This is a genomic window from Mucilaginibacter sp. P4_C11, assembly GCF_056402115.1.
This window is the reverse complement of the sequence record NZ_JBFUIA010000042.1, coordinates 17031-40460: the sequence shown is the minus strand read 5'-3', so window position 1 is coordinate 40460 and position 23430 is coordinate 17031. Positions and strand designations below refer to the sequence as shown.

Annotated in this window: 20 protein-coding genes; 12 read left to right on the top strand and 8 right to left on the bottom strand. The window is 43.3% G+C overall.

Features of this window, described 5'->3' with window-relative positions; genetic code table 11:
- The first annotated feature begins 32 nt into the window (after positions 1 to 32).
- Complete coding sequence (locus AC1DU2_RS27240; RefSeq protein WP_477388382.1) at positions 33 to 2243, top strand: tetratricopeptide repeat-containing sensor histidine kinase; 2211 nt, start codon at positions 33 to 35, stop codon at positions 2241 to 2243.
- Positions 2244 to 2259: 16 nt separating this feature from the next.
- Here AC1DU2_RS27240 and AC1DU2_RS27235 read toward each other — a convergent pair whose 3' ends face one another.
- A complete protein-coding gene (locus AC1DU2_RS27235; RefSeq protein ID WP_477388380.1) occupies positions 2260 to 3072 on the bottom strand; it encodes a 3-keto-disaccharide hydrolase in 813 nt (270 codons plus the stop codon).
- Positions 3073 to 3283: 211 nt separating this feature from the next.
- Here AC1DU2_RS27235 and AC1DU2_RS27230 point away from each other — a divergent pair, with 211 nt between their 5' ends.
- The gene (locus AC1DU2_RS27230; RefSeq protein ID WP_477388378.1) at positions 3284 to 4147 is read left to right on the top strand and encodes a helix-turn-helix transcriptional regulator; all 864 of its coding nucleotides are present in this window, start codon (positions 3284 to 3286) and stop codon (positions 4145 to 4147) included.
- Positions 4148 to 4306: 159 nt separating this feature from the next.
- The gene (locus AC1DU2_RS27225; protein ID WP_477388376.1) at positions 4307 to 4897 is read left to right on the top strand and encodes a cysteine hydrolase family protein; all 591 of its coding nucleotides are present in this window, start codon (positions 4307 to 4309) and stop codon (positions 4895 to 4897) included.
- Positions 4898 to 5210: 313 nt separating this feature from the next.
- On the opposite strand, the gene AC1DU2_RS27220 is transcribed toward AC1DU2_RS27225, so the two are convergent.
- The 4 genes from AC1DU2_RS27220 to AC1DU2_RS27205 form a co-directional block, all read right to left on the bottom strand.
- Positions 5211 to 7148: a glycoside hydrolase family 30 protein gene (locus AC1DU2_RS27220; protein ID WP_477388374.1), complete on the bottom strand. Its 1938-nt coding sequence runs from the start codon at positions 7146 to 7148 to the stop codon at positions 5211 to 5213.
- Positions 7149 to 7398: 250 nt separating this feature from the next.
- Positions 7399 to 8043 carry a response regulator gene (locus AC1DU2_RS27215; RefSeq protein ID WP_477388372.1) on the bottom strand — a complete coding sequence of 215 codons (645 nt, stop codon included), beginning with the start codon at positions 8041 to 8043 and terminating at the stop codon, positions 7399 to 7401.
- 1 nt (position 8044) lies between these two features.
- Complete coding sequence (locus AC1DU2_RS27210) at positions 8045 to 8833, bottom strand: sensor histidine kinase (RefSeq protein WP_477388370.1); 789 nt, start codon at positions 8831 to 8833, stop codon at positions 8045 to 8047.
- A gap of 644 nt (positions 8834 to 9477) precedes the next feature.
- The gene (locus tag AC1DU2_RS27205; protein WP_477388369.1) at positions 9478 to 10530 is read right to left on the bottom strand and encodes a hypothetical protein; all 1053 of its coding nucleotides are present in this window, start codon (positions 10528 to 10530) and stop codon (positions 9478 to 9480) included.
- Between the two features lie 322 nt (positions 10531 to 10852).
- Between AC1DU2_RS27205 and AC1DU2_RS27200 the strand changes: the two genes are divergently transcribed.
- Both AC1DU2_RS27200 and AC1DU2_RS27195 read left to right on the top strand, forming a co-directional pair.
- A complete protein-coding gene (locus tag AC1DU2_RS27200) occupies positions 10853 to 11176 on the top strand; it encodes a hypothetical protein (protein WP_477388367.1) in 324 nt (107 codons plus the stop codon).
- A gap of 4 nt (positions 11177 to 11180) precedes the next feature.
- Positions 11181 to 12074 carry a hypothetical protein gene (locus AC1DU2_RS27195; RefSeq protein ID WP_477388365.1) on the top strand — a complete coding sequence of 298 codons (894 nt, stop codon included), beginning with the start codon at positions 11181 to 11183 and terminating at the stop codon, positions 12072 to 12074.
- 77 nt (positions 12075 to 12151) lie between these two features.
- On the opposite strand, the gene AC1DU2_RS27190 is transcribed toward AC1DU2_RS27195, so the two are convergent.
- The gene (locus tag AC1DU2_RS27190; protein WP_477388363.1) at positions 12152 to 12610 is read right to left on the bottom strand and encodes a hypothetical protein; all 459 of its coding nucleotides are present in this window, start codon (positions 12608 to 12610) and stop codon (positions 12152 to 12154) included.
- A 261-nt stretch (positions 12611 to 12871) separates the two neighbouring features.
- Positions 12872 to 15235: an ABC transporter permease gene (locus AC1DU2_RS27185; RefSeq protein ID WP_477388361.1), complete on the bottom strand. Its 2364-nt coding sequence runs from the start codon at positions 15233 to 15235 to the stop codon at positions 12872 to 12874.
- A gap of 553 nt (positions 15236 to 15788) precedes the next feature.
- On the opposite strand from AC1DU2_RS27185, the gene AC1DU2_RS27180 reads away from it, so the two are divergent.
- The 4 genes from AC1DU2_RS27180 to AC1DU2_RS27165 all read left to right on the top strand — a co-directional run bounded on the left by AC1DU2_RS27180 (position 15789) and on the right by AC1DU2_RS27165 (position 18093).
- On the top strand, positions 15789 to 17156 hold the full coding sequence (locus tag AC1DU2_RS27180; protein ID WP_477388360.1) for a DUF892 family protein: 1368 nt from the start codon (positions 15789 to 15791) through the stop codon (positions 17154 to 17156).
- Positions 17157 to 17168: 12 nt separating this feature from the next.
- Positions 17169 to 17348, top strand: coding sequence for a DUF3606 domain-containing protein (locus AC1DU2_RS27175; protein WP_477388358.1), 180 nt, complete (start codon positions 17169 to 17171; stop codon positions 17346 to 17348).
- Positions 17349 to 17524: 176 nt separating this feature from the next.
- Positions 17525 to 17875 (top strand): hypothetical protein, encoded by a 351-nt coding sequence (locus AC1DU2_RS27170; RefSeq protein WP_477368208.1) that lies wholly within the window; start codon positions 17525 to 17527, stop codon positions 17873 to 17875.
- Positions 17876 to 17925: 50 nt separating this feature from the next.
- Positions 17926 to 18093 carry a hypothetical protein gene (locus AC1DU2_RS27165; RefSeq protein WP_477388356.1) on the top strand — a complete coding sequence of 56 codons (168 nt, stop codon included), beginning with the start codon at positions 17926 to 17928 and terminating at the stop codon, positions 18091 to 18093.
- Between the two features lie 184 nt (positions 18094 to 18277).
- Here AC1DU2_RS27165 and AC1DU2_RS27160 read toward each other — a convergent pair whose 3' ends face one another.
- The gene (locus tag AC1DU2_RS27160) at positions 18278 to 18757 is read right to left on the bottom strand and encodes a hypothetical protein (protein WP_477388354.1); all 480 of its coding nucleotides are present in this window, start codon (positions 18755 to 18757) and stop codon (positions 18278 to 18280) included.
- A gap of 270 nt (positions 18758 to 19027) precedes the next feature.
- On the opposite strand from AC1DU2_RS27160, the gene AC1DU2_RS27155 reads away from it, so the two are divergent.
- The 3 genes from AC1DU2_RS27155 to AC1DU2_RS27145 all read left to right on the top strand — a co-directional run bounded on the left by AC1DU2_RS27155 (position 19028) and on the right by AC1DU2_RS27145 (position 23428).
- Positions 19028 to 19399, top strand: a complete 372-nt coding sequence (locus AC1DU2_RS27155; RefSeq protein ID WP_477368202.1) for a hypothetical protein — start codon at positions 19028 to 19030, stop codon at positions 19397 to 19399.
- A 243-nt stretch (positions 19400 to 19642) separates the two neighbouring features.
- Positions 19643 to 21982, top strand: a complete 2340-nt coding sequence (locus tag AC1DU2_RS27150; protein WP_477388352.1) for a TonB-dependent receptor — start codon at positions 19643 to 19645, stop codon at positions 21980 to 21982.
- Between the two features lie 3 nt (positions 21983 to 21985).
- On the top strand, positions 21986 to 23428 hold the full coding sequence (locus AC1DU2_RS27145) for a PepSY domain-containing protein (protein ID WP_477388350.1): 1443 nt from the start codon (positions 21986 to 21988) through the stop codon (positions 23426 to 23428).
- Positions 23429 to 23430: the final 2 nt, after the last annotated feature.

Sequence of the window (23430 nt, the reverse complement as noted above, 5' to 3'; positions counted from 1 at the left end):
TTTATAACCCTGATTCTATTTTTTTTGATTGAATGAATACCAAAATATGGCTTAGTATTTTATCGCTTTTTTTATGCAATTTGTGCTGGGCCTATCGTTATGAAGCAAAATCTGATAGCCTGCGAAACGAATTACTCAAATCCATTGCGGCCAAAAAGCAGGTAAATGATACGGCAGTTATAAATGATTTAAATAAACTGGCTGTGGCCTATACCTCATACTATCCGGATAGTACCATTTACTACGGGCAAAAGGCAACACAGATTTCGCGCAGCATAAACTACAGCACCGGCATTGCCGATGGGCTACTGGCTGTTACAACGGTTTACATCAGCCAATCTAAATATGATATCGTATTAAAGAACATTAAAGAAAGTATGGCCCTTTACACCCGGGCTAAAAGTGTCATGGGTATTAGCGATTGTTATAAGCTTTACGGCGACTTGTATTACCAACTGAGCGATTATCAAAAGGCATTAAGTTACTACAATAAGGCGCTGCCAATTAAGCTTGCTATTAATGATTTGCCCGGCCTATCGCGTTTATATTTAAGCATGGGCAACAATTATGATAACCTCGGTCACTCATCCACTGCTCTTGATTACTATTTTAAGGCCCTGAATATTGATACAAAGCTTCATAACAAAAAGAAAATATCGGCAGATTATAATAACATAGGCGTCATCCTGCAAAGCATGGAAATTTATCCCCAGGCTTTAACCTATTTTACCGAGGCACTGCAAACCTGGACACAAATGCAATCGGACGGTGGCATTAGCGTAGCCAAACAAAACATTGGCGAAGTATTAATGGCCCAGGGAAAGTATGACAACGCTATTCAGTACCTTAACGATGCCCTGGCTATCGACCAAAAGCAGGACGATAAAGACGGTATAAGCACTTGTAATAGCGATTTGGCAGTTTGTTATATTCGTAAAAAGGAAAATTCCAAAGCTTTGGGCTACCTGCAGCTGGCCCTAAAAGTAGCTACGGATAATCAAATGGACTACAACAAGGTAATTGCTTTGATTAATACAGCCCTGTTTTACAATGTAAACCACGATTACGCTAAAGCTTATGGTTTTGCCCTGCAGGCCAAAACCCTTGCCGATCATATTGGCAGCGTTTTGCTGCGCACAAATGCCGCTGTTCAATTAATTGAAACCCTTGGCGGACTTAAATTGTACAAAGAGGCATATGCCGCCCAAAGAGATTTTGACAACATGAAGCGTACTTTCCGGAAAGATGAAAGTGTTCAAAAGTTTACCCTGTACATAACCCAATATAACTATGCTGAAAAACAGCGGCAGCAATTATTGCAGCAAAAGGCAAATGCCTTGCTCTATCAGCAAAAACTACATGATAAAGACCTGTTAAACATTATATTTTTTATAATTATTACGGCTGTGTTGTTAATTGCTTTCCTGTATTACCGGCAAAAGCAACAGCAGTTAAAAATAAACACCCAGCTTAAACTCAAAAACAATGAAGTTTTGGAGCAAAAGGTGAATATAGACGAACAGGCCGAAAAGCTGAACGATTTGAATAAACTGAAAGATAAGCTGATATCCATATTGGCGCATGACTTGCGGTCGCCGCTGAGTACCTTACGCGGCTTGTTTGACCTGTTGTCCGACGAATCTATCAGCCACCAGGAGATGCTGGAGATGATCCCATCTGTAATACGAAAGCTCGATTACACATCTGATTTTCTTGATACACTTCTATTCTGGATCAATAGCCAGCTCGAGAATTTCAACGCATCCGGCAAAAGTTTTTCAATAGATGATATTATCCAGTCGGAAATTAAAAACCATACTGAGCAGGCCTCTTTTAAGGGCATTACCGTGGTATGCAGCGGCAATAAAGAACTACTGGCCCTGGCCGATCCTAATTCGATAAGAATAGTTGTCAGGAACTTAATTACCAACGCCATCAAGTTTTCTGGCGCTGGTGATGTTATCGAAGTATCCGCCACTGAGCAGGACGAAAACGTGTTGGTAACGATAACTGATACCGGCATGGGTATGCCGCTTGCCAGGGCTAATAAGCTATTCAAAAGCCAGGTTGACAGCAAGAGCGGCACACTCAATGAATCGGGCACAGGTATGGGGCTGTTGCTTTGTAAAGACCTTGTCGAAAAATGTAAAGGCCGTATCTGGGTAACCAGCAAAGAAGGCATCGGTACCAAATTTAGTTTTGTTATCCCGCTGCAACCAACCGCTACTATGGCAGCGGGTTAAGTTGTGCGGGCCTATTTTACCGTTCCGTATCCGGCAGCTGTTTAATCTCGATATTCCTGAAATCAACAGGTTGGCCCTCGCTTTGTAAAGCAACAAAGCCGCTGCTCAATAACTTTCCGTCCTGTTTGTATTTAGGATCATAACCATTGGCCACGCCGCCTCCAATAGAGGGTTTAGAGTATTGCAGTACGGTATCGCCGTTGATGATATGGGTAACTAACTTGTTGCCCAGAACAATCAGTTCGCCTTTTACCCATTGATCGCCATCATAGGTTTTCGATGTCGGACTGATGCAATGGTCGGGCCAAACCCTTCCTTTATAAACCACATCGGTACCGGGCGAGCACATATTGCCTGTAGGGCGCGGTTTTCCGTCGCCAAGGCCACCCAGTAACTGCATTTCTATGGATATTGGCCAATCCTGGTCTTTAAGCATGGTCCTGGGGTCTTGCGAATGAAACATAACGCCGCTGTTAAGCAGGGTGTAGTCGGGCGCGCCTTTTTGCTGTTTGCCAACAAAACGATACTCAAACCGCAGTTTAAAGTGCGAAAATGGCGTTTTGTAATACAGGTGGCCGAATTGATTGTCGAACTCGCCATACTGATCATACCTGATCTTGATTATGCCATCTTCTACCCTAAATGTATTACCATAATTTTCGCCCACCAGGTGATGGTTAATCTTTACAAACCAATCCTTTATATCGGTTCCGTTAAATAGCTTCTTCCAGCCTTTGCCGTCGTTACTGGCATCAGCCAGTTTTTTAGCGCCGGTACAGCCAAATAACAGTAAACAGGAAAATATAAAAAAATAACGTGAGTTTTTCATGGCAGGGTAGGTGTTATGGTTTATGACCAGGTTTTTTTAATGGTACCAAAATAGCATTAAATTCAATAGGATAAGTAAAACCGGAGTATAAATAACGCAACCAGCACCGGCAAGGCACCCATCAGCTTTTATCATCCATTTGTTACAATTAATCAAAAAAGTAAAAAAGATAAATGCCAACATGTAGCTTAGTGAAAATTAATGTGTAGCGATGATACAAATCCCTAAAGACCTGCTTGATCATCATTCGCATATCAGGTTGCGATTGTCTGATATGTACGGAATCATCATTGACAAAAAGCGCCCTTTCAGGTGCGATGATACCCTGCAAACCGCGCATTGCCTTGAAGTAATTTTAACGGGTACCATTGATGTTAGGTATGGTAGCTACGTACAACACCTAACGGCCGGCGATATCCAGTTCAGGCGGCGCGGCAATTACCAGCTGTTCCCGTCTGATGATTATACCAGCCTGCTCATTTTTATGGAGAATGAGTTTGTTGATTACTTTTTAGAAAGCCACGTGCCCGAATTTAAACAGGAAAAACTGTGTGCCGATTTGCCTCCATTTACTTTTAAAACTTCCGAATTTATAAAAGCCAATGTAGCCCAGGTTATGCAGCACATTTTACAGCCGCAAAACTACTCCAGGTGCATTGTTAAGTTTGCAGCCCACCAGGTGCTATTGCAGATCTTATCGGGCGATCAATCAAAAACCTTTGCCTCGTTTTTGAAAGACCTGGTAAGTAATAAAAAGGTTGATCTGGCTTACTTTATGGAAACCAATTTCAACAGGCAGCTTTCCATAGCCGAAATGGCCAAACTCACCGGCAGGAGTGTAAGCGCGTTTAAAAAAGAGTTTACAGATCGTTTTAATACCACGCCAGTAAAATGGCAGTTTAACCGCCGGCTGGAGTATGCCGAGTACCAGTTAAAGCACTCGAACGATCCGGTATCGCTGGTGGCTTATAGCAGCGGGTTCGAAAATATTTCGCATTTTTCGAAAGTTTATAAGCAGAAGTTTGGTGCTTCGCCCAAAAGCGCGCGTAACGAACTGGTGTCGTGTCTTCCATAAAATTGACGGACAGTTTTTAGCCCAAAGTCTTAAGTTCTAAATCAAAAAAATAACTTTAGACTTACGACTTAGTACTTTAGACTTAACCGGCCTTATAAAAACAAACAAATAAAGCCTCACAACAAAATTACGGCCCTTACAAAGCTGCAATTTTGGGGTATGAAAACACTACAGAACACCAACCCTGCATTAATACTCGTTGATATACAGCAGGGTTTTGATAATATCCCTTATTGGGGCGGCCAACGCAATAACCCCGATGCCGAAGTTAATGCCCGCAAACTGCTTGATTACTGGCGGGCAAATAACCTGCCGCTGTTCCACATCCAACATTGCTCGGCTAACCCTAACTCGCTGCTGGCCGAGGGCAACCCCGGCAACGCGCACAAAGAAATTGTGAAACCTTTGCCCGGCGAAACAGTGATCAAAAAATCGGTGAACAGCTCCTTTATCGGCACCAATCTGCAACAACAGCTGGATGTTGCGGGCATAGATACCGTGGTTATAGTTGGCCTTACTACCGAACATTGCGTATCCACCACGGCCCGTATGGCCGGCAACTTTGGCTACCACACCTTTGTAGTGGCCGATGCTACCGCCGCCTTTGCCAAAACCGGCATCAAAGGCGAACACTACGATGCCGAAACCATTCATTTAACCGCGCTGGCACAAATTAACAACGAGTTTGCCACCGTTTTAAATACCGATGACGTACTTCAGGCTTTAAAAAAAAACGATGATTTTCTTTAGCAATTTAATCCATAAGCTGTTTGCAAGCTATTTGCCCGTCTCACAGGTGCTGTCGGTGATGAAATAAGGCAGCGCCGTCTTGATTCTTGATACTCAATACTTGATACTAAACAGTGCGTTCCCCCCGCTGGTAGAAGCGGCGGTCAGGCTTTCCGTTGCAAGTCCTCGCCTTGCCTTTGCCGCCCCGGTCAGCCCGCGCTGTGGGCTTTTCACTGCAATCCTTAACGCGAACTGCGGGTATACAAAAAACTCCCGGATGAAATTAAACATCCGGGAGTTGCATATTTATTACATAGCATGCAGCTCCGGAGCATTATTCCCCGGAAATTGGCTCCACACGAATATTGTCAAACAAATTTCGGTTGTATGTACTTGCTATGAATGCCCCACCCTTTAAATGCGACTCGTCTGTAATGGTCGTCAGTTTTTTACCGTCAATAAAGCCGGTAATTTGTGTGCCCTTCATTTCCAGGCGCAGGTGGTGCCAGGCTGCAGGTGCAAATCTCTCAATCTGGCCCGAAGCAAGCGTATTATAACCCCAATTGAGCTGCCACCGCCCATCTCCTGTAAGTATCCAGCGTATGCCCAACTTTTCGCGGTCGGCGTAGCGACCGCCTAACTCAACATCGCCGCCATCAATTAATACATCGCCTTCTATGGCATAATCGTTCCAGTTAAGGTCGCCAAATAGCGAGTGGGGCTTCAATAGCCAGTTATCATACCATAAAATGCCCTGTTTAGGTACAATTTGTGCCAGGCAGATCCCACCCTTGGGTGATTTGCAAGTTTCGAAAGTACCTTTCTGATCAGAAAAGTAGCGTGGTGTTTTTCCGGCAGCATAGGATTCAAAATTTTCGGTATAGGGAAACGGGAAGGGCTTACTTTCGGGCGGCGTACCATGGGAGCCTTTTGTTTGCCCGGTGGTACTGGTTAAGGTATAAATTGCATCACCTTCCAGTTCAACTTCTACCGAATTATTGTTTAACCGCAACGGCCTTTGCTGTATAAACTGCTCTTTCGCGGTCGATTTCCATATATAAACCGGGCCTTTTTTAAGCCCTTCACCAATATCCAGCTTCACCTGCTGTTTTTGGCCGGTGACTATGATAACCGACCAATCGCCGGTTTGGGGATTCCGCAATGCCACATGGCTGCCGCGCCAGGTAGTTGCATCAAATTGTCCGCAGGCTTTATCCATATAAACCCAGCCGGGTTCGGCAAATTGGGTGGTGTGAGCCACTGCCCATACCGAAGGCCAGATGGTGTAATGGCCGCTCCAGGGCTGGTCGGCTTGTAATGCGCCGGTATTGGCCCAAATAATTTGGTCATAAATACCATCAACAGGACACCATATCTCAAATTTGGTAATACGGTCGCGGCTATATAATTTGTTCATTAGCCGGGCCAGGTAAATGGTGCCTTTGCCTCCCCATTCCTGTCCCGACTGGCTCCATTCCTCGCTGGCCCATAAAGGCTTGCCCGATCGTTTGGCTTTTTCCGTCGCGTCGCGGCCTCCTTTCTGATCAATATCCCAGGGCTCACGACCGTCCACATAGTGATAACCCACTGCATTAACCAGGTTGTTATACACCGCATTTTTTTCAAGTTTATCAAATACCTGCCAGAATTCGCTATCATCATCCGGAGCCTGCAGCTTTACTTTGGCAAAACCATGGGCATTTAGCGTTGGGCGTAAATTTTTGGCTATCCAATTTAAATCAGTTCCCATTTCGTTTTGACCGGCCGATATCCAGTTGATATTCAAATGATAGTTTTTGCGGGCAACGTCTAAAAAGGAAACAATCCAGTCGGCAGATGCCTGCGAAAAACGATTGTCAACCCAATTAGGATAAGCCCAGGGCAAACAGTCAAGTATGATTTTCGGGTTACGTTTGCGCGATTCGGCCATCAGCCAAAATTCATAACCGCGGGGTTTGGGATTCAGCAATTCTGCGCGTGTGACAACATGCGAAGGCTCGCTGCCGCATGTGGAATTCTCGCCACTTCCTATCTCAACTTTAAGATGCTGAAAACCCGCGCCAAATTTTGGTTTAAAAAGAAAATCAAGAACTTCAGCCCGTTGCTTTTCAGGATAGTCGACCAAGTTACGAGTAGAAGCGCCGGCACTTACAGCCCCAATCCCTTCAAACACCCTTCCCGCATCATTTGCCGCCAACGAGATTGTTGTTTGCGCTTTACTATCCAACACAACAAGGAACATTGTTGTAAAACAGAAGATAAGTTTTTTCATGGTAAAAGCTTTATTACTGGTTTAACTGAACTTGCGAAACTTGAAATTTGACCCAAAATAGCATACCCGGCAGGGGTATGCAAATTGCTTAGTACCATTATCGTCGTTTACAGAAATGGAAATGCCGTTATGGTGCTTTGGTATAAAGCTACAATCATTTTGTTAATATTGGTCATGGTTTGCCGCTAACGGGGTTATTGTTCGTGCTTTACCATTGTACATAACAACAAGTATTGTCTAATACTACCAGCTAAAGCTTGATGATTTGGTTCTGAATGGCATACAATACCAGGCCTGTGCGCGATTTTATGTTCAGTTTGGCAAACAGGGCCTCACGGTAATTATCAATGGTGCGTGGACTGATGTTCATTTTGTCGGCCATTTCTTTATAGGTAAGCTCCGAGCAACAGAGTTTTAAAAATTCCACTTCGTTTTTTGAAAATGAAGCCTCGGCTGTTTGGCTGGTCATGGACCGCATCAGTTTGCCCGACACCATCTCATTAATGAAAACACCTTTGGCAAACACTGTTTTTATAGCATTGAACACTTCGCGCGGGTCGGCTTCTTTTAATACATAACCACAAGCGCCGTTTTTGATCATTTTAATTACAGCCTTATCATCTTCATACATGCTTAAGGCTAATACCTTAACCTGGGGGTAGTGGTTTTTTAACCAGGCGGTAGCAGCGTAGCCATCCATAACCGGCATGTTAATGTCCATTAAAATCACATCGGGTATCGTTCTGTTGGTTAAAAACTGCTGCATGTGTTCGCCGTTGCCGGCTTCAAAAACAATATTCAGCTCACCAAATTCTTTCATCAGCGCGGCTACGCCGTTACGGAATAAGGTATGATCGTCTACAATGGCAATATTTATAATTGTGTTTTGTTGCATGTTACGGGTACGGAATAAAAACGTGAATATGGGTGCCTTCACCGGGGGCGGAGTTGATAGTAGTTTGCCCGCCAATAAGTACAGCACGCTTATGAATGTTTTGCAGTCCCATGCCCATTTGGCCGGCCTGTATTTCGGCCAGGTTAAAACCAATGCCATTATCGGTAATATTCAGTTGCAGTTGCCCGCTGTGATAGCTTAACGTAATGCCAATGGCTGTAGCCTGCGCGTGTTTTATGGCGTTATTGAGCACCTCCTGAACTATCCTGAAAACAATCAGGTCCTTTTCGGGGTTGGCAGTTAATCCGCTTAATCCCTCGTCGTGGTAATTAACATGGTATTGCCCGGTCTTTTCCAGCCATTTTACTTCTTGTTTTATAGCTTCCGTTAAACCGATGCCTATTAACTGTTCGCCCTGTAACAGCTTACCCAGCAGGCGCATCTCCTGTATCGACCGTGAGGTAAGTTCAATGGCGTCGGTCACCTTTTTCATCATCGTATCCGGTTCGCCGTAGGCAATTGACTTTAGGGTGAACGAGGTAAGGCTTAAAAGCTGCCCCACATTATCATGCAAATCGGCCCCGATGGTTTGCATGGTTTGCTCACGGATTTCGTGCTGGGTTTTGATTAGTTCGTTATTGAAATTCTCCTCCATCTGTTCTTTCTCCTCCAAATCCTTTTTTTTTCGTTTGTTATAAGCTAAAATATAAAGCACTATAAATACAGGTGAGATCATGAATATCACCGTCCCTGTAATAACCAGTACTTTTATGTTGTCGTTACTCGCCATTTTCTGCAGATATAACTATAGCTCCAGAAACCATATAATAAAATATTAAGTACTCTAAAAATGTAATAAGTAAGGTGATGGTCATAAAACATTATTGAATACAATTCATCGTCAAATAAATTGCAGGCTGTAACTCCAAGAAAATAGAATAAAACACCTACCGTCCACCAAAATTCCGGAGAAAATCGCAGATCGACATATTGATCCGCCTGAAATTGCACGTAATTGTAAATAAGGCTATATAGCACAAATAACACCGACATTACAGAAAATGTATGATTACTATATTTAAAAAAGCCTTCGTTATACATATCAAATGCATAACAAAGGCCTAAAATAATTATTCCACTAATTAATATCTTCTTAAAGAAAGCGTACCGTTTAAAAAGATAGGCAAACATAAAATTCATAATCACCAATTGAAACAGGATAAAAATATTATATACCCAATGGTTGCTTTTTGAAACCGAATTCATAAACACAATCTTGCCTGCTGTTTCGGAAATAAATGTTGCTATCATTAATACCACCAATAAACGCCATTCCAGTGCCTTGTCCTTTCTCAAGCATATTAAGGCAATTACCGCGCAAATAAATTCGCAAATGGTGTTTAAAGAGTAGTAGTCACTTAACATTGTATAATATTAGTTGCAGTGGCTGGGGCAAAGTTCGCCGTTGTCGTAAGTGTCTCTGTTCTTGCTAGTCAGGTGGTCAATCACATTCTTCTTATGCGAGCTAAGTGTTTTAGAAAAGTTTGGGCTGCTTGTTGTGCAATCAAAAACATCATCGTGAATCTTTTTGTTCACTTGAAGCGAGCCATTGGCTGTGTAGGTATGATATCTGGTTGGCGTGATAACAACCGCATCACGGTTAAGCCTTACTTGGTTACCATATTCGTCAACCTCACTTGGAATTGGCTCTCCATCAGTATCGTGATCTCCATAATTAGCTAAATAAATACGTATACCGTCAAAATCATTACCCGATATTTTACTTAAACTTTCAAGAAATTCAAAATCAAACCACACACTTTTGGTATTGATATTTTTGTTACCAGAAGCTCCTGCAGCTCTTTCTCCGTAACTCCTGGATATTCTATGATCATCACTTACTACGGTACAATCTTGATCGTCGCAATGGGGAGGGAAACACCTTACGTAAAGTAATGCGCCTCCATCGCAATCACCTATGCGTCTTTCCTCATTAATCCCAGATAAAGCTGTAAATAAATTTGGATCGATATAATAATCTTTGTGGATTTCAAATCCCTTACTATCCAATCCTGCATAAGTTGTGGCAACGATGGCAAAAGAAAGGTCGGATTTGTCAGCATTTGAAGCTATGAAATAAACACGAAATCCATCAGCTTCACCTTTGACATTACTTGCCGCTCCTTTTCTTTTTAATTTAAGCAATCGTACCATTTCGGTTATTGCATCATGGCTAAACCAGGTACTTATCTTGCCCCGTGGTGCCACTTTATCAAGAATATTATCTGCAAAAAACTGTGCATAACCTACTACGGTTGTTTTGGGCATCCTATTTAACGACAATGAATCATTTGGTGGAGCTACCGGCATTACCTTTTCAACAATTTGGTCAGTAGCCTTAGTAGAATCATTTAAATTTTTAGTTGAAGAGCCTCCACATGACCACATCAGCGTGATCACTGCTAATAAAAGGGGGATTTTTTTCATGACATTAAGATTTGGGTTGGTGTTTAAATATAGTTAAAAGTTGTGAATTGATAACTCCAAAGTTCCAATATTGCAAACTAAAGTACTTCAGATACTTATACGGTTTTCAGTACCGTAAAAACACCCTGCCAAAAAGGGATATAGCACGCTAAAAGCCGGTCATACATCTCCCGAAGTTTGGATCATTCAATCCCCGCTTAAAATGAACAAGAAATCACTACTATTTATACTGGCTGCCATTTTAATGATGATAGTTGCGCTCATTATAGTTCATCATTTGCCGAGCACTAACAATCTGTAACCCAATTAAACAATGTATATCATGCAAAAAACATTTAGCATAACATTTAAAGGTACCGACGGAGGATCGTTTGCCTTTGTAGATCTGACGCTCGATAATAAAATTGTCGGCCTAAAATCAACCAACGGCGGCGTAACCTGGACAAACAGCAGTTTTACTGTGGATTATACGCCACCCTTGCATGTCCGTTTGGCATGCGGAGCCCTAAAAGGAACCACGTGGGACATCGTGATTAAGGAAGTTGGCGCAGCAGCAGCGTGTTACCAGGACAACGGTGTAACAGGTGACGTACCCGGAGATGACGAGCCAAATATATCTATTCGTGAAACCGATACCAATTGCTAAAAAAATGAAAAAGATAATTATTACATCAGCGCTTTTTTTAGGCGTTTTAAATTCATTTGGCCAAACTAATGTTTTACAGGATAAAAGTGGGGCCGGCACACTCAATGTAGGGGCCAATCAGCTATCTTTTAACGCGGGAGATGCCAGTGTTACGGCAAATATTGGAGCGCTTACATCACTTGGAACTAAGACAACATTCTGGGATGCCAATATCAAATTTAAATCGACTGACGGCGCGGCCAGCATTTTGGACGGAAATAAACTTAAACCTACTATAGATATAGGTGGCGATTATGGATGGGGTAGTAATCTCCATAAATATTACATTGCTGCTAAATTAAGCACCTCGTTTTTCAATATACTGAAAATCGATAATACCAACACATTTACCAACCGTTCATTTATTGGCCCATCGGTAAGCTTTGGCTATAATCTTATCGGGCAAACAACTGCGGCAAAGCCTGCAGGCTTTTTGTTGGGCCTATCGGCAAGCGTGGGTATGATTAACAATTTAAGTGATTTGAAGCCAGTGGATGTTTATCAATCTGTTACAGTAACCGCCCATGATACCAGCTTAACATTACTTAAAAGTAAAAAGTCAGGGTTTTCAGGCGGTTACCATACTTCAGCCGCTGTAAAGTTAAATATGGATGCTTTTGTTTTTCCCGGTTTTTTAAATAACCAGGTAGGGGTGGGGGGATACACAAGGTTTCAGTTTTTTGGTTACCAGCCGCGTCAAAACGTAGGATTGGGCGTTATCACCGGCCAAAAGGGAGCCCCTGCAAATATAGCTTTTGGCCTTTTATACCAGTTTAACGATGTGTTTAACCAATTGGGAGCCGAAAATAATTTTCTGAAACGGGGCGGCATAAACCTGGTAGCCGGTTATAAATTTTAGTTAGCCCAATAGATGTATTAATCTTTTGTCCCTGCGGGCACAACTAAATCCCGGATGCAATTTCGCCGGGTCAAATATTACTTTACTAAATGAACACGTGTAATATATTTATCATAGAAACTGGGACTGACTACAGGGCCTTCTGTCGAGTAATACAATTCATTAGCATTTGATGTAATGATCGTATACTTAAAATCATTTAATGGATACCATTTGCTGTTGTAAAAATAGGATGCGTTGGTAAAGTTAATTATGGCGTCTGCCATAGCATAGCTAAATTTAGTACTAACCTCTCCTGATACTTTAAAACTGCCAGTTCCATCCTCGTTAAAAACTGTATATTCCGGCTTGGTCTTATCGTACTTAGTAGTGTAAGTATCCATGAGTTTGGTTCCCGAGTAAAATTCAAAAACGCGGTAATCAATTCTCCACTCTCCGGTAATTTTGTTGACGTTTTTTTCTGATGGATCTTTTTTACAAGAATAAAAAGTTAGGCCAGGAAGTATAATAAATAGTAATGCGTAAATTTTTTTCATGAAAAGGTTTTGCTAAAAGTAAGAAAAATATTGCTAATACTATATGGAGCAAGTTCTGCTATACATTAACTCGCAACCTAAATAGAAGAAGGGTTTTCCTTGTTTGAAACAACGTTATTAGGTTAAGCAAAACAGAAGTGAAAAATAATGTCGAACACTGGATTTCCAATCTCCGACAGCGATTTTTTTTTCACTCCGTCGCCGCAAGATATCCCGTAGATATATCGAGATACCCTGTGAGACGGATGTAAAATCATGCCTTTACTCACTCCTTAAACTCTTCACCGGGTTAGCCAGCGCTGCTTTGATGGATTGAAAACTGATGGTAACAAAAGCGATAACGATAGCTATAAATGCGGCTAACACAAAAACAGTCCAGTGGATCGGGATGCGGTAGGCAAAGCCATCCAGCCAGTTGCTCATGGCATACCAGGCCAGCGGGAAGGCTACTACGATGGCTATGAGTACCAGCTTGATGAAATCTTTAGCCAGCAGGCCTATAACGCCGGCAACTGAGGCTCCTAATACTTTGCGTACACCAATTTCGCGGGTGCGCACCTGGGCGGTGTAGGCGGCAAGGCCCAGCAGGCCCAGGCAGGATATCAGTATGGCCATGCCTGCAAAGTAGTTAAACAGGGTGCCTTCGCGCTGTTCGCCCTGGTAAAGGTTGTTGAAAATCTCGTCCAGGAAGTTATAGCTAAAAGGGAACTCGCCGTTGTATTGTTTAAACTGGTCGCCGGCCGCGGCTATAGCTGCAGCGGCATTTTTGGTGTTGGCTTTAATATATAAGGTTTGATAAACGGCTGGTCTGTAAAAAAAGAGGGCCGGCGCAATTTTTTCGCGCATGCTGGCAAAATGGAAATCTTTTACTACGCCAATGATAGTGCCGTTAGTTTTTTGAAAACGGAAGCGTTTGCCGATGGGGTTTTTAAGGCCTATTTCTTTTACGGCTGCTTCGTTGAGGATAAAATGGGTGGAGTCGGCCACAGCACCGCTAAATGTGTTTCCCTGCTGCATTTTTAGCTTGAAAAATGAGATGAAATCCTTATCTATCCCCATAGGGTGCAGGATAAAGGTTTGGCCTGGCGCTTTGCCATCCCAGGAGTTGTCGCCCGAGATATTGCCGCCGCTGTTGATAATGTTGCCGGTTGCGCGGGTTACACCTTCTACACCGGGCTGCTTCAAAAGCTCGGCCCGCACGGCATCGTAATGTTTTGAGGCATCGCGCATCCAAACCCCAAAAACATGGCTTTTATCGTACCCCAAATTTTTTGATTGGATGTATTTTAATTGCCGGGTGATAACCAAAGTGCTCACAATAAGCACTACCGAAAAGGTAAACTGCACTACCACCAGTATTTTGCGGAACATGGCATCGCCAATGCTGCCGTTTATTTTGCCCTTAAGCGCTTTTAATGGTTCAAAAGATGACAGCAGCATGGCTGGATAAATGCTGGATAGGGCCAGGGTAGCCACTACTGTTATGCTGACGATGAGCCAGATATGCGGATCGAGCAGGTTAAGTACCAGTTGTTTGCCAGCCAATTGGTTAAATACCGGCATCAGCAGGTATATGGCGAACAAGGCAAACAGGGTGGCGATGGCGAACAGCAGGGTGGTCTCGACCAGGAACTGCATGAATAGCTGCACTTTGGCCGCTCCTATAATTTTGCGCATGCTAATCTCTTTGGCGCGCAAAAGCGAGCGGGCGGTAGAAAGGTTCACATAGTTGATGCAGGCTATAAGCAGTATTACCAAAGCTATGATAACAAAAATGCGAACCGTTTGGATGCCGTGATCGGTGCCGTCGGCATTGTACAGGTGCATTTTATTGATGGGCAGCAGCAGGTAGTCGGCATCTGTATCTTCGGCGCGATGCTTAATGTGGATCCTGAACAAATCGGCCGAGAGTTTTTTTAACGATGTGCCCGGTTTTAGTTTAAAATAGGTTTGATAAGAGTAATTATTGAAATCGGTGTTAGCATCTACCTTGCCGTGTTCCAGTATATATTTAACGTGGTAACTCATGGGCATAAGCATATCAAAGTTGATGCTGGAGTTAAGCGGAAAATCGTTGATAACCCCGCTCACGGTAAAGTTTTCCTTACCTTCTGCCACAATCACTTTGCCAATGGGATCTTCGTTGCCGAAATATTTTTGAGCGGTGTTTTTGGTGATGACAACCGAGTTATCATTAAGAAATGGCCTGGCGGTATTGCCTTCAATAAGCGGGAAATCAAACACGCTGAATAGCGAAGGATCGGCAAAGCCTACGCTTTGTTCGCCAAAAACTTTTTCCTTGTATTTATATAACGAGAAAAACCAGTTGGGGGTAATTCGTACCTGCTCGTGCACATCGGTGAGTTCCTGTTTAGCCAATGGCCCGATAGGAGCTACCGTGGTTTGCCAGATTTGTTTACTGGCACCCGTGCCGCCAAAAAGCTCTACGCGGTAAATGTTATCAGCGTTTTTATGAAAGCTATCAAAACTTAACTCGTCCTGTACCCAAAGCAATATCAATATGCCAATGGCCAGCCCGGCAGTAAGGCCGGTTATATTGATTAACGAATAGAACTTGTTGCGAAACAAATTTCGCCAGGCGGTTTTAAAATAATTCTTTAGCATAGCCACAATGTAATTGAATCGATAGGGTAACAAAATCATGCCAGTTTTATAACTAATTGAAAGGTAGTAATTTGCTGATTTTGTTGTGCTATTGAACGTTCGCAGGCGGACGGTTGCGTGCGCTTATAGAACACGCGGTTTATTCTGAATAGATCCGCGGGGCTTAGACACTGGTACAAGCGACAGGATTAAACCCCATCGACTCAATACTCAATAGAATATCATACTTAATCGGCTAACCACCTTGGCTCAAGTACCCGGTTAAAGCCGTTTAGGATTAGCCTCTTATCCGCCTTTGCCTCTCACGCTAATTAGCCCGCATGCTAACGCCTGGTTAATTTCTGATTCGGAATAATTTATCGTTGTTGGCAAATAGTAATAATTCCAACTATTATTTGCAATCGCTCAAAACATAATCCTTTTACGGTAGTTATCTAATCACGCTAATATTTCTTATAAGTAGAATAATTTATTTATAAATAAATAAAAGTGGAAATTGAAGATGAATAAAGTCGAATCAGGGGATTATAATTTTTAAACAAAAAGACAGGATATGGCTGACATGAATACTCCACCCGGATTGCCCGAAGATTATACCTGCCTTGACAATGAGAGCCAGGAGCAAATAAACCACCGTAAGGAGCGCGTAGCTGCTATAGTGGATAAGCTTAAGCACCATGATGAGGCGGAGCCAGCAAATACAAACCTGCGTGGGCCAGGTTACACCGCATTTACCAATCAACACATATACAAACAAACACCTATGGAAATTTCTGAAAAAGCACTGGATGTGATCAATGATCTGATCCGGATTAACAACGACCGTGTGGAAGGCTTTGAAAAAGCCAGCCGCGATTTAGACCAACAAGACAGCGGACTTATCTCTGTTTTTACTAAACTGGCAGGCGAAAGTAAGCAGTACTCGGCCGAACTAACGGGCATTGCCGAACAATATCACGATGATGTTGCCGAGGGCACAAGCACATCGGGCGCCTTACACCGTACCTGGCTCGATATTAAATCGGCATTTACGGGCAGCGATAGGGAAGCCATCCTGAACGAGTGCGAACGTGGGGAAGATGCTATCAAATCGGCCTACGAATCGGCACTTGACCCGGATAATGAGCTTAATCCCGAACTGGTGCAGGTATTACAGGCCCAGCAACGTGGTATTATCGAAGGTCATAATCTGATTAAATCTTTACGCGATCAAGCTGCCGCCGATGGCGACGATTACCGCGGTGGCGATGAGGCAGGCACCGTGCAAGGTATTTATCCCGGCGCTGGTACGGCTGCATCCGCTTATACAAGCGACGCCACAATTTTTGAACAGGAAAAAGCTTACGCACCCGAATATGAAAATGTACAGGCCGAAGGTGTGTATACCGAAGAAATGGATGCAGAAACCGGCAATTCAAAATTGATGGAATTTTTTGTGAACGAATTGAAAGATTTACTATGGGCCGAAAACAAATTAGTAGATACCCTGCCCGAAATGGCTGAAGCTGCTACCTCGACGGAATTGAGGACCGCTTTTGAAGACCACCTGGCCGAAACAGAAACGCATGTTAGCCGACTGGAACAAATTTTTGGCATTTTGGGTTTGGAGCCGGAATCAAGAAAATGCGATGCGATGGCAGGTATAGTTGATGAAGGCGATGAGATCATCGATGCTACAGAAGAGGGCACAGCGCAACGCGATGTAGGCTTGATATTTGCCGGGCAAAAAGCCGAGCATTATGAAATTGCCTCGTACGGCGGCATGGTAGCATTAGCCAAAACACTGGGCTATTATGACATTGCCGAAACCCTGGTATTAACGCTCGACGAAGAAAAAACCGCCGATGCCCTGCTAACCGAAATAGCCGAAAGCTATGCCAACGAGCAGGCAGCAAATGAACCGGCAGAAGGTGAACTATAAAATTTTGTAATTATGGACGATAAAACCATCACCGGGAACCCGGATAGCAAGCTGATAAACATTAGCGAAAATTACGAAGTGGAATACTGGAGCCAAAAGTTTAACGTAAGCGCCGAAGTTTTAAAAAACGCAGTGGCCGTAGCAGGTAATACCGCTAAGGATGTAGAAGCTTATTTAAACAGGCGCAAGTAGTAAAAAATACTCATGGAAGGGCTGCCCTGGTGGCGGCCTTTTTACTATAAACCAGAGATTCCAGGTACTGCTACAACCAATTCTGTTTTAATATACATAAAAATATCCTTACAGCGCGTTGCCTTTCAATTACAGCTTAACTATTGGATTGGAGAGCTTTTTGGTAAGTAAAATTCATGACACCCATTAACCTTACATTACAAAATCGTAAAAAATTAATAGTTATCCCGGATACTATAGCGCACCTGGATGGTCACGCTATACTCACCTTCACTTACAGCATATTTGTTGATGACGGCATCAGCACACCACAGCAAAAACGTTCGCGGGAAAGTACCCTTCACTTAAAAAGGATCGACGATCCCAATTATTACGGTTTTATCACCTTTGAAAAACCGGGACATGTTTTTAGCTACACTGCTGATGGCGAGCTGGAGCTTAATATCGATGAAGTGGAAGAGGTAATAGAAGGCCTTAGCCATGTACGGGATAATTCGGCCCTGTGGCAAAACCCCGATAGCTATTAACCTGCGTGTTATACAACAACTTTAAATAACAGTTACAAATAAACAAAACCATGAAAAAAATCTATTTACCAGCCATTATTTGCCTTATGGCACTATTAAACAGTTGTTCAGTTATCGGCGGCATTTTTAAAGCCGGTGCAGTTGTAGGTGTTATAGCCGTAATTGTAGTTATCGCTATCATCATCTGGATTTTCTCGATGTTCAGGGGTAAAAGTTAACGGCCAAGCGCGACAGGCGAACGTATAATAGCAAAATTTAAAATCGGGCACCGGATGTAAAATACCTGAAATGGAGGAAAACTTCGGCTTTAGATGTTATACATTCGGTGTTGGATAGCAGTGGCGGATTCTATTTAATAGCAAAACTCACTACCGAGGCCCATCTTTTGGCTTAGTAATACTTTCATGGTCGGCTTTGCATCCTGATAAAAATCCAATCCTTAAGATATATCAACACCAGAACGGTTGAAATACTATTCAGGGATAAGGTATCTATGATTTGATTCCGGCTGTAAACCAGGTTGTTAAAACAAACCATAACCAAAGTAGCTAACAACAAGCAAAAGGCATCCAAAGCCAAAAGATAAAGGATCTCATATTCTTTTAGCATACATTTCCGGATGATCTTGTAATCGGCCCGGTAACATACTACCGAAAAAAACACTAAAGCGCTAAAGACGTACTGTGACACCGATACCGGGGTGACATATCGTTGTATTGATAGCCATTGCACAAAATACTGCTGTACCGGAAAATACGAACGGTCGACGATGAAGTAAAAAACCAGGAAAACGGTGATATGAAATCCATATCGAAGCAAGGTCATCAATAAAAAATTATTTTTGAAATTTTCTGTTATTGGGTTTAGGTGTGTGATTGGCATTTTAATAGGATGTGCTGTTTTTGTTTAAAAGGTTACTGTTGATAAATTCACTCAGCAAAACATAGCTATCATACTTGCATAAAGCTACAATGATTCTGGTAAAATCAGTTCTATCAGGTCAAAATAACGTAAAGTGCTTTTTCGCAAAACACTTAATGCTCTGTAATTTAGTTAGTTAATAATGTTTGCGTCCGAACACCCTTGTATTCCCGCAAAAAACCGAACACCCTGGTTGTTTCTTAACCGTACAGCGGCTACCTTTGCGGCATTATGCTGCAACGTATAACAGCCTATTTATTGATCTTTTCGCTGGCAGCGGTCAATTTCTCGCGATTTTTTGTATACGCGGGATTTGAACTGAACAGGAATTACATTGCCACCACCCTTTGCGAAAACCGGGATAAGCCCGCCGTGCATTGCGATGGCAAATGTTACTTCGCCAAAAAGATCAAACAGGCTGATGATAAGCAGGCCAGCGACGAAAGGCAGTCGCAAAAGAGCCTCTTCCAGGAAGTATTTGTTGTCAGTAGTACTGACATGAAATTCCACTCCAGCCTGTTGCAAGTAATTGATACCCCGTATGATGACTGCCTGCCACCAACCCCGGCCGCAGTGATCTTTCAGCCCCCGCAGTTAGGATAAATTCCACTCATTTTTTCCCGGATGTTTTTTGATTGATATGGCGTTGCTGTACGCTTTTGCGCAGGCGTTGTTATATTCTCCTGTATTGTCATTGCAAGGAGGAACGACGAAGCAATCTTGTAGCCTTGCCCATTCGATTTGCTTGCGACGAGGTTGCCGCGCTACGTTTGCAATACCTAATTAAAATCACTCATCCGGATACAATTTATTTATCCATCGGAGGTAACTCCCCATACTTAATACATGAAGAGATTTTTCATTCTATCTATATTGTTTTTAATACTCAACACCCTGGCTTACAGCCAGATTAATATACAGGTTATGGTAACCGATGCCAATACCCACGAGACCATGCCCGGTGCTATCATCGCCAATACCAGCGGCGAAAAGCTGGGGGTAGCCGATGCCAAAGGACGGTACGTTATTGTAAATTCCGGCATCAGCCAAATTAAAGTAACAATGGTTGGCTATAGTACACAAGTAGTTAACGTTACCGGCGGCAAGGCAGATGTCGCTTTGGTGCCATCTACCTTAGACCTTCAGCCCGTAGTAGTTACAGCCAGCAGGGAGGGGCAGGCGAGGCAGGATGCACCAATTGCCATCAGCAAAATAAACTCTACCCAGATAAAAGATACCAAAGCAACAGCCCTGTACCAGCTACTCAACAAAGTAGCCGGCGTTTATATGGTTGATTTGGGGAACGAGCAGCATACTATGGCTATCCGCCAGCCCATTACTTACAACGCCCTTTACCTGTACATGGAGGATGGTTTACCAATACGCCCAACGGGGATTTTTAACCATAACTCGCTGTACGAGATTAACATGTCGGGCGTTAAGGATATCGAAGTGATCAAAGGGCCGGCATCATCATTGTATGGCAGTAACTCCATTGGTGGCGCTGTAAACTTTATCACTCAAGGGCCACCCTCGGGTTATGCGGGCAACGTTTCTATCCGTGGCGATAACTATCACTACCGCCGGGTTGATGCAGATGGCGGTTTTACGCAAGGCAAATTCGGCCTTTATATAGGGGGTTACATTGGTCGCCAAAAAGACAGCTGGCAGGATTATTCTGATTTTGATAAGTATTCGGCCAACTTTAAAACTACGTATGATTTTAATGCGGGTACACGATTAACCACTTCTGCAGCATATAATTACCTCAATACCCAAACGCCAGGCAGCCTTGACAGTGCCCACTTTTATAACAGGAGCTACGGTGCTAATCAGCGTTTTACCTATCGCAAGGTCCAGTCGTTCAGGGCCAGCACCAGGCTGGATCATCAGTGGAATGGAAATAACGCCACTTTTGTGACCCTGTTCTTCCGCCATAATTCAACGGCTCAGTTGCCAAGCTATTTCATATCCGACGTTAGGGACAATACAGGCAACTACCTGAGCAGTAACGGGCAGGTGAATGATCAGCGTTTTCAGAGCTATGGCTTGTTGGCACAGCATAGGGTCAATTTTGATTTTCTGTATTCCAGGCTTATAGGAGGGATTTATGTGGATGATAGCCCAAGTTCGTACTATGCCCAATACCTTGATATTGATAAGGATGTGCAGAATAACTACTACACCAGCTTTACCAATACCGGCAAGTATATTGATGATTACCGTATCAGGTTATTCAACACGGCCGCTTATATCCAATATGAAATTAAACCCGTCGAAGCCTTGCGCATAGTGGCTGGTTTGCGGTATGATAGAGTGCATTACGATTTTACCAATAGTCTGCCTGCCGGTAGTACCAAATACAAACAGCAGGAAACCAATAACTTTAACATTGTGGCGCCTAAGCTGGGTTTGACATATGATTTAGGCAGCAACAAAGGTTTGTATGCCAATTACAGCGTAGGTTTCCAGCCGCCAGAAACTGGCGATTTGTACAGTTCAAGACAGTTAACGCCGCTAAAGCAGGCTACGTTTGATAACTACGAAATAGGGGGCTGGTTTTCAGCCTTTAATAAACTGCTGTATTTTGAAATGAGTTTATTTGACCTGGAGGGCCGTAATGAGATTATCAGCCAGCTTTTGCCCGATAATACTACGCAGAACCAAAACGCAGGCGCTACCCGTCACCGTGGGGTGGAGTACTCGCTAACTATAGCCCCTGTTAATGAATTAACTTTTAGGTTTAGCGGCACCAATGCACGCCACACCTATGTTAATTACAGCGAAGTAAGCACCAGTTACAGCACTGGCACTAGCACGGTAATTAAGTACGATGGCAACCGCATGAACAACGCCCCGGCCTGGATTGCCAATTCCGAACTTACTTACAAGCCAGCCTATCTGCGAGGCTTCAGGGTAGCAGGCGAGTGGCAGCATATTAACCAGTACTATACCAACCCTGCAAATACCAAAACGTATAGTGGGTATAATATTTACAACCTGCGTGTAGGTTATGATGTTAAAAGCGATGTGCTAAAAGGGGCGGGCATCTGGTTTAATGTATTAAATTTAACCAATAAACTTTATGCTACAACGGTAACCAGTAACCAGTACGGCGATACCTACAATGCCGCCGCACCGCGTACTTATACCCTGGGCATCAGTTATTCATTTTCAAAATATTAATTAATGGCATCATCAGCAATAAAAAGCAACTTTTATAAATGGCACCGGGTGCTGGGTTTAGCAGCCCTTATCCCGGTCATCTTCTGGACATTGAGCGGGTTATCGCACCCGTTTATGTCCAACTGGTTCAGGCCGTCCATTGCAAAGGAAGTATTTAAACCTTTGTCGCAAAGTAAAATGAAACCTGTGCTCACCATTCAGCGGGTGTTGGACCGTAACCATATTACTGCCTTGCGGAACTTCAACCTCATCAACTTTAAAAAAGGCACCTTTTACCAGGTACTTGGGGTAGATAGTACATATAATTACTATTCGGCAACCGACGGTGTATTGTTACCGCATGGTGATACCGACTATGCCGAATACCTGGCCCGCTATTTTGTACAGGACAGCACATCGGCCATACAAATGAGCCTTCAGCGTAGTTTTGATAGCGAGTATCAGCCTATTAATCATTTACTGCCTGTATTCAAAGTGTCTTTCGACAGGCCCGATGGGATGGATGTTTATGTAGAGACCGGCCAAAGCCGCATGGGCACATTTAACAATAATACCCGGAAGGCTTTTTTGTCGTTGTTTGAGGAGTTTCATACCTGGCAGTTTTTGGCCCGCTGGGGTGGCGATACTTTCCGTAACGTGGTATTACTCATTATAATGGCTATCATGATGTTTGCCCTTATCAGCGGGTTAACGGTTTATGGTTTAATGTGGAAGAAGTTTAAAACCATCGCCCAAAACCGCAAAACTAAGGGGGCGGAGGATAAACGTTTCGTACACCGTTTTCATCGGCAAATAGGGCTTATCGTATCCTTTGTAATGTTCAACTTCGTGATTAGCGGCGCGTTTCACCTGGCAGTGAAGCTGCACAACAGCGTTCCGGTTAAAGCAGATTATGGGCAGATCATCAAACGCGAACAGTTGGGCGTATCTAATTTAACATTGCCCTTTGCCGATAGCCTGATCTGCAAGGTTGGGCTCACCAGCTTTAACGGTAATATATTTTACCAAGTGACCGACAATCAAAAGCAGCTAACCTATTTCAATGCCAGCGACGGCAAGGAACAGCTTAATGGCGATGAAGACTATGCCAGGTTCCTGAGCAATTATTATCATACCGATGAGCTCAAAACCTTTAGCGGCCGGGTTACAGTACATCAGGTGAAGCAATTTGATAACGAATACGGCTTTATCAACAAACGCCTGCCGGTTGAGCGGGTAAGCTATCCTAATGGAGATAACTGGTATATCGAAACCACCACAGCTAAACTGGCCACCAAAGTAACCGGTATTGATAGGGCCGAAGGCCTCTCCTTCATCTTCCTGCATAAATATTTCGGCATGACCTGGGCCGGTAAAAATATTCGCGACATTGTAAGTATGCTTGCCGCATTGGGCATACTGGTTGTATCTTTGTTTGGCTTTGCCTCATTTATAAATAACAAGTAATC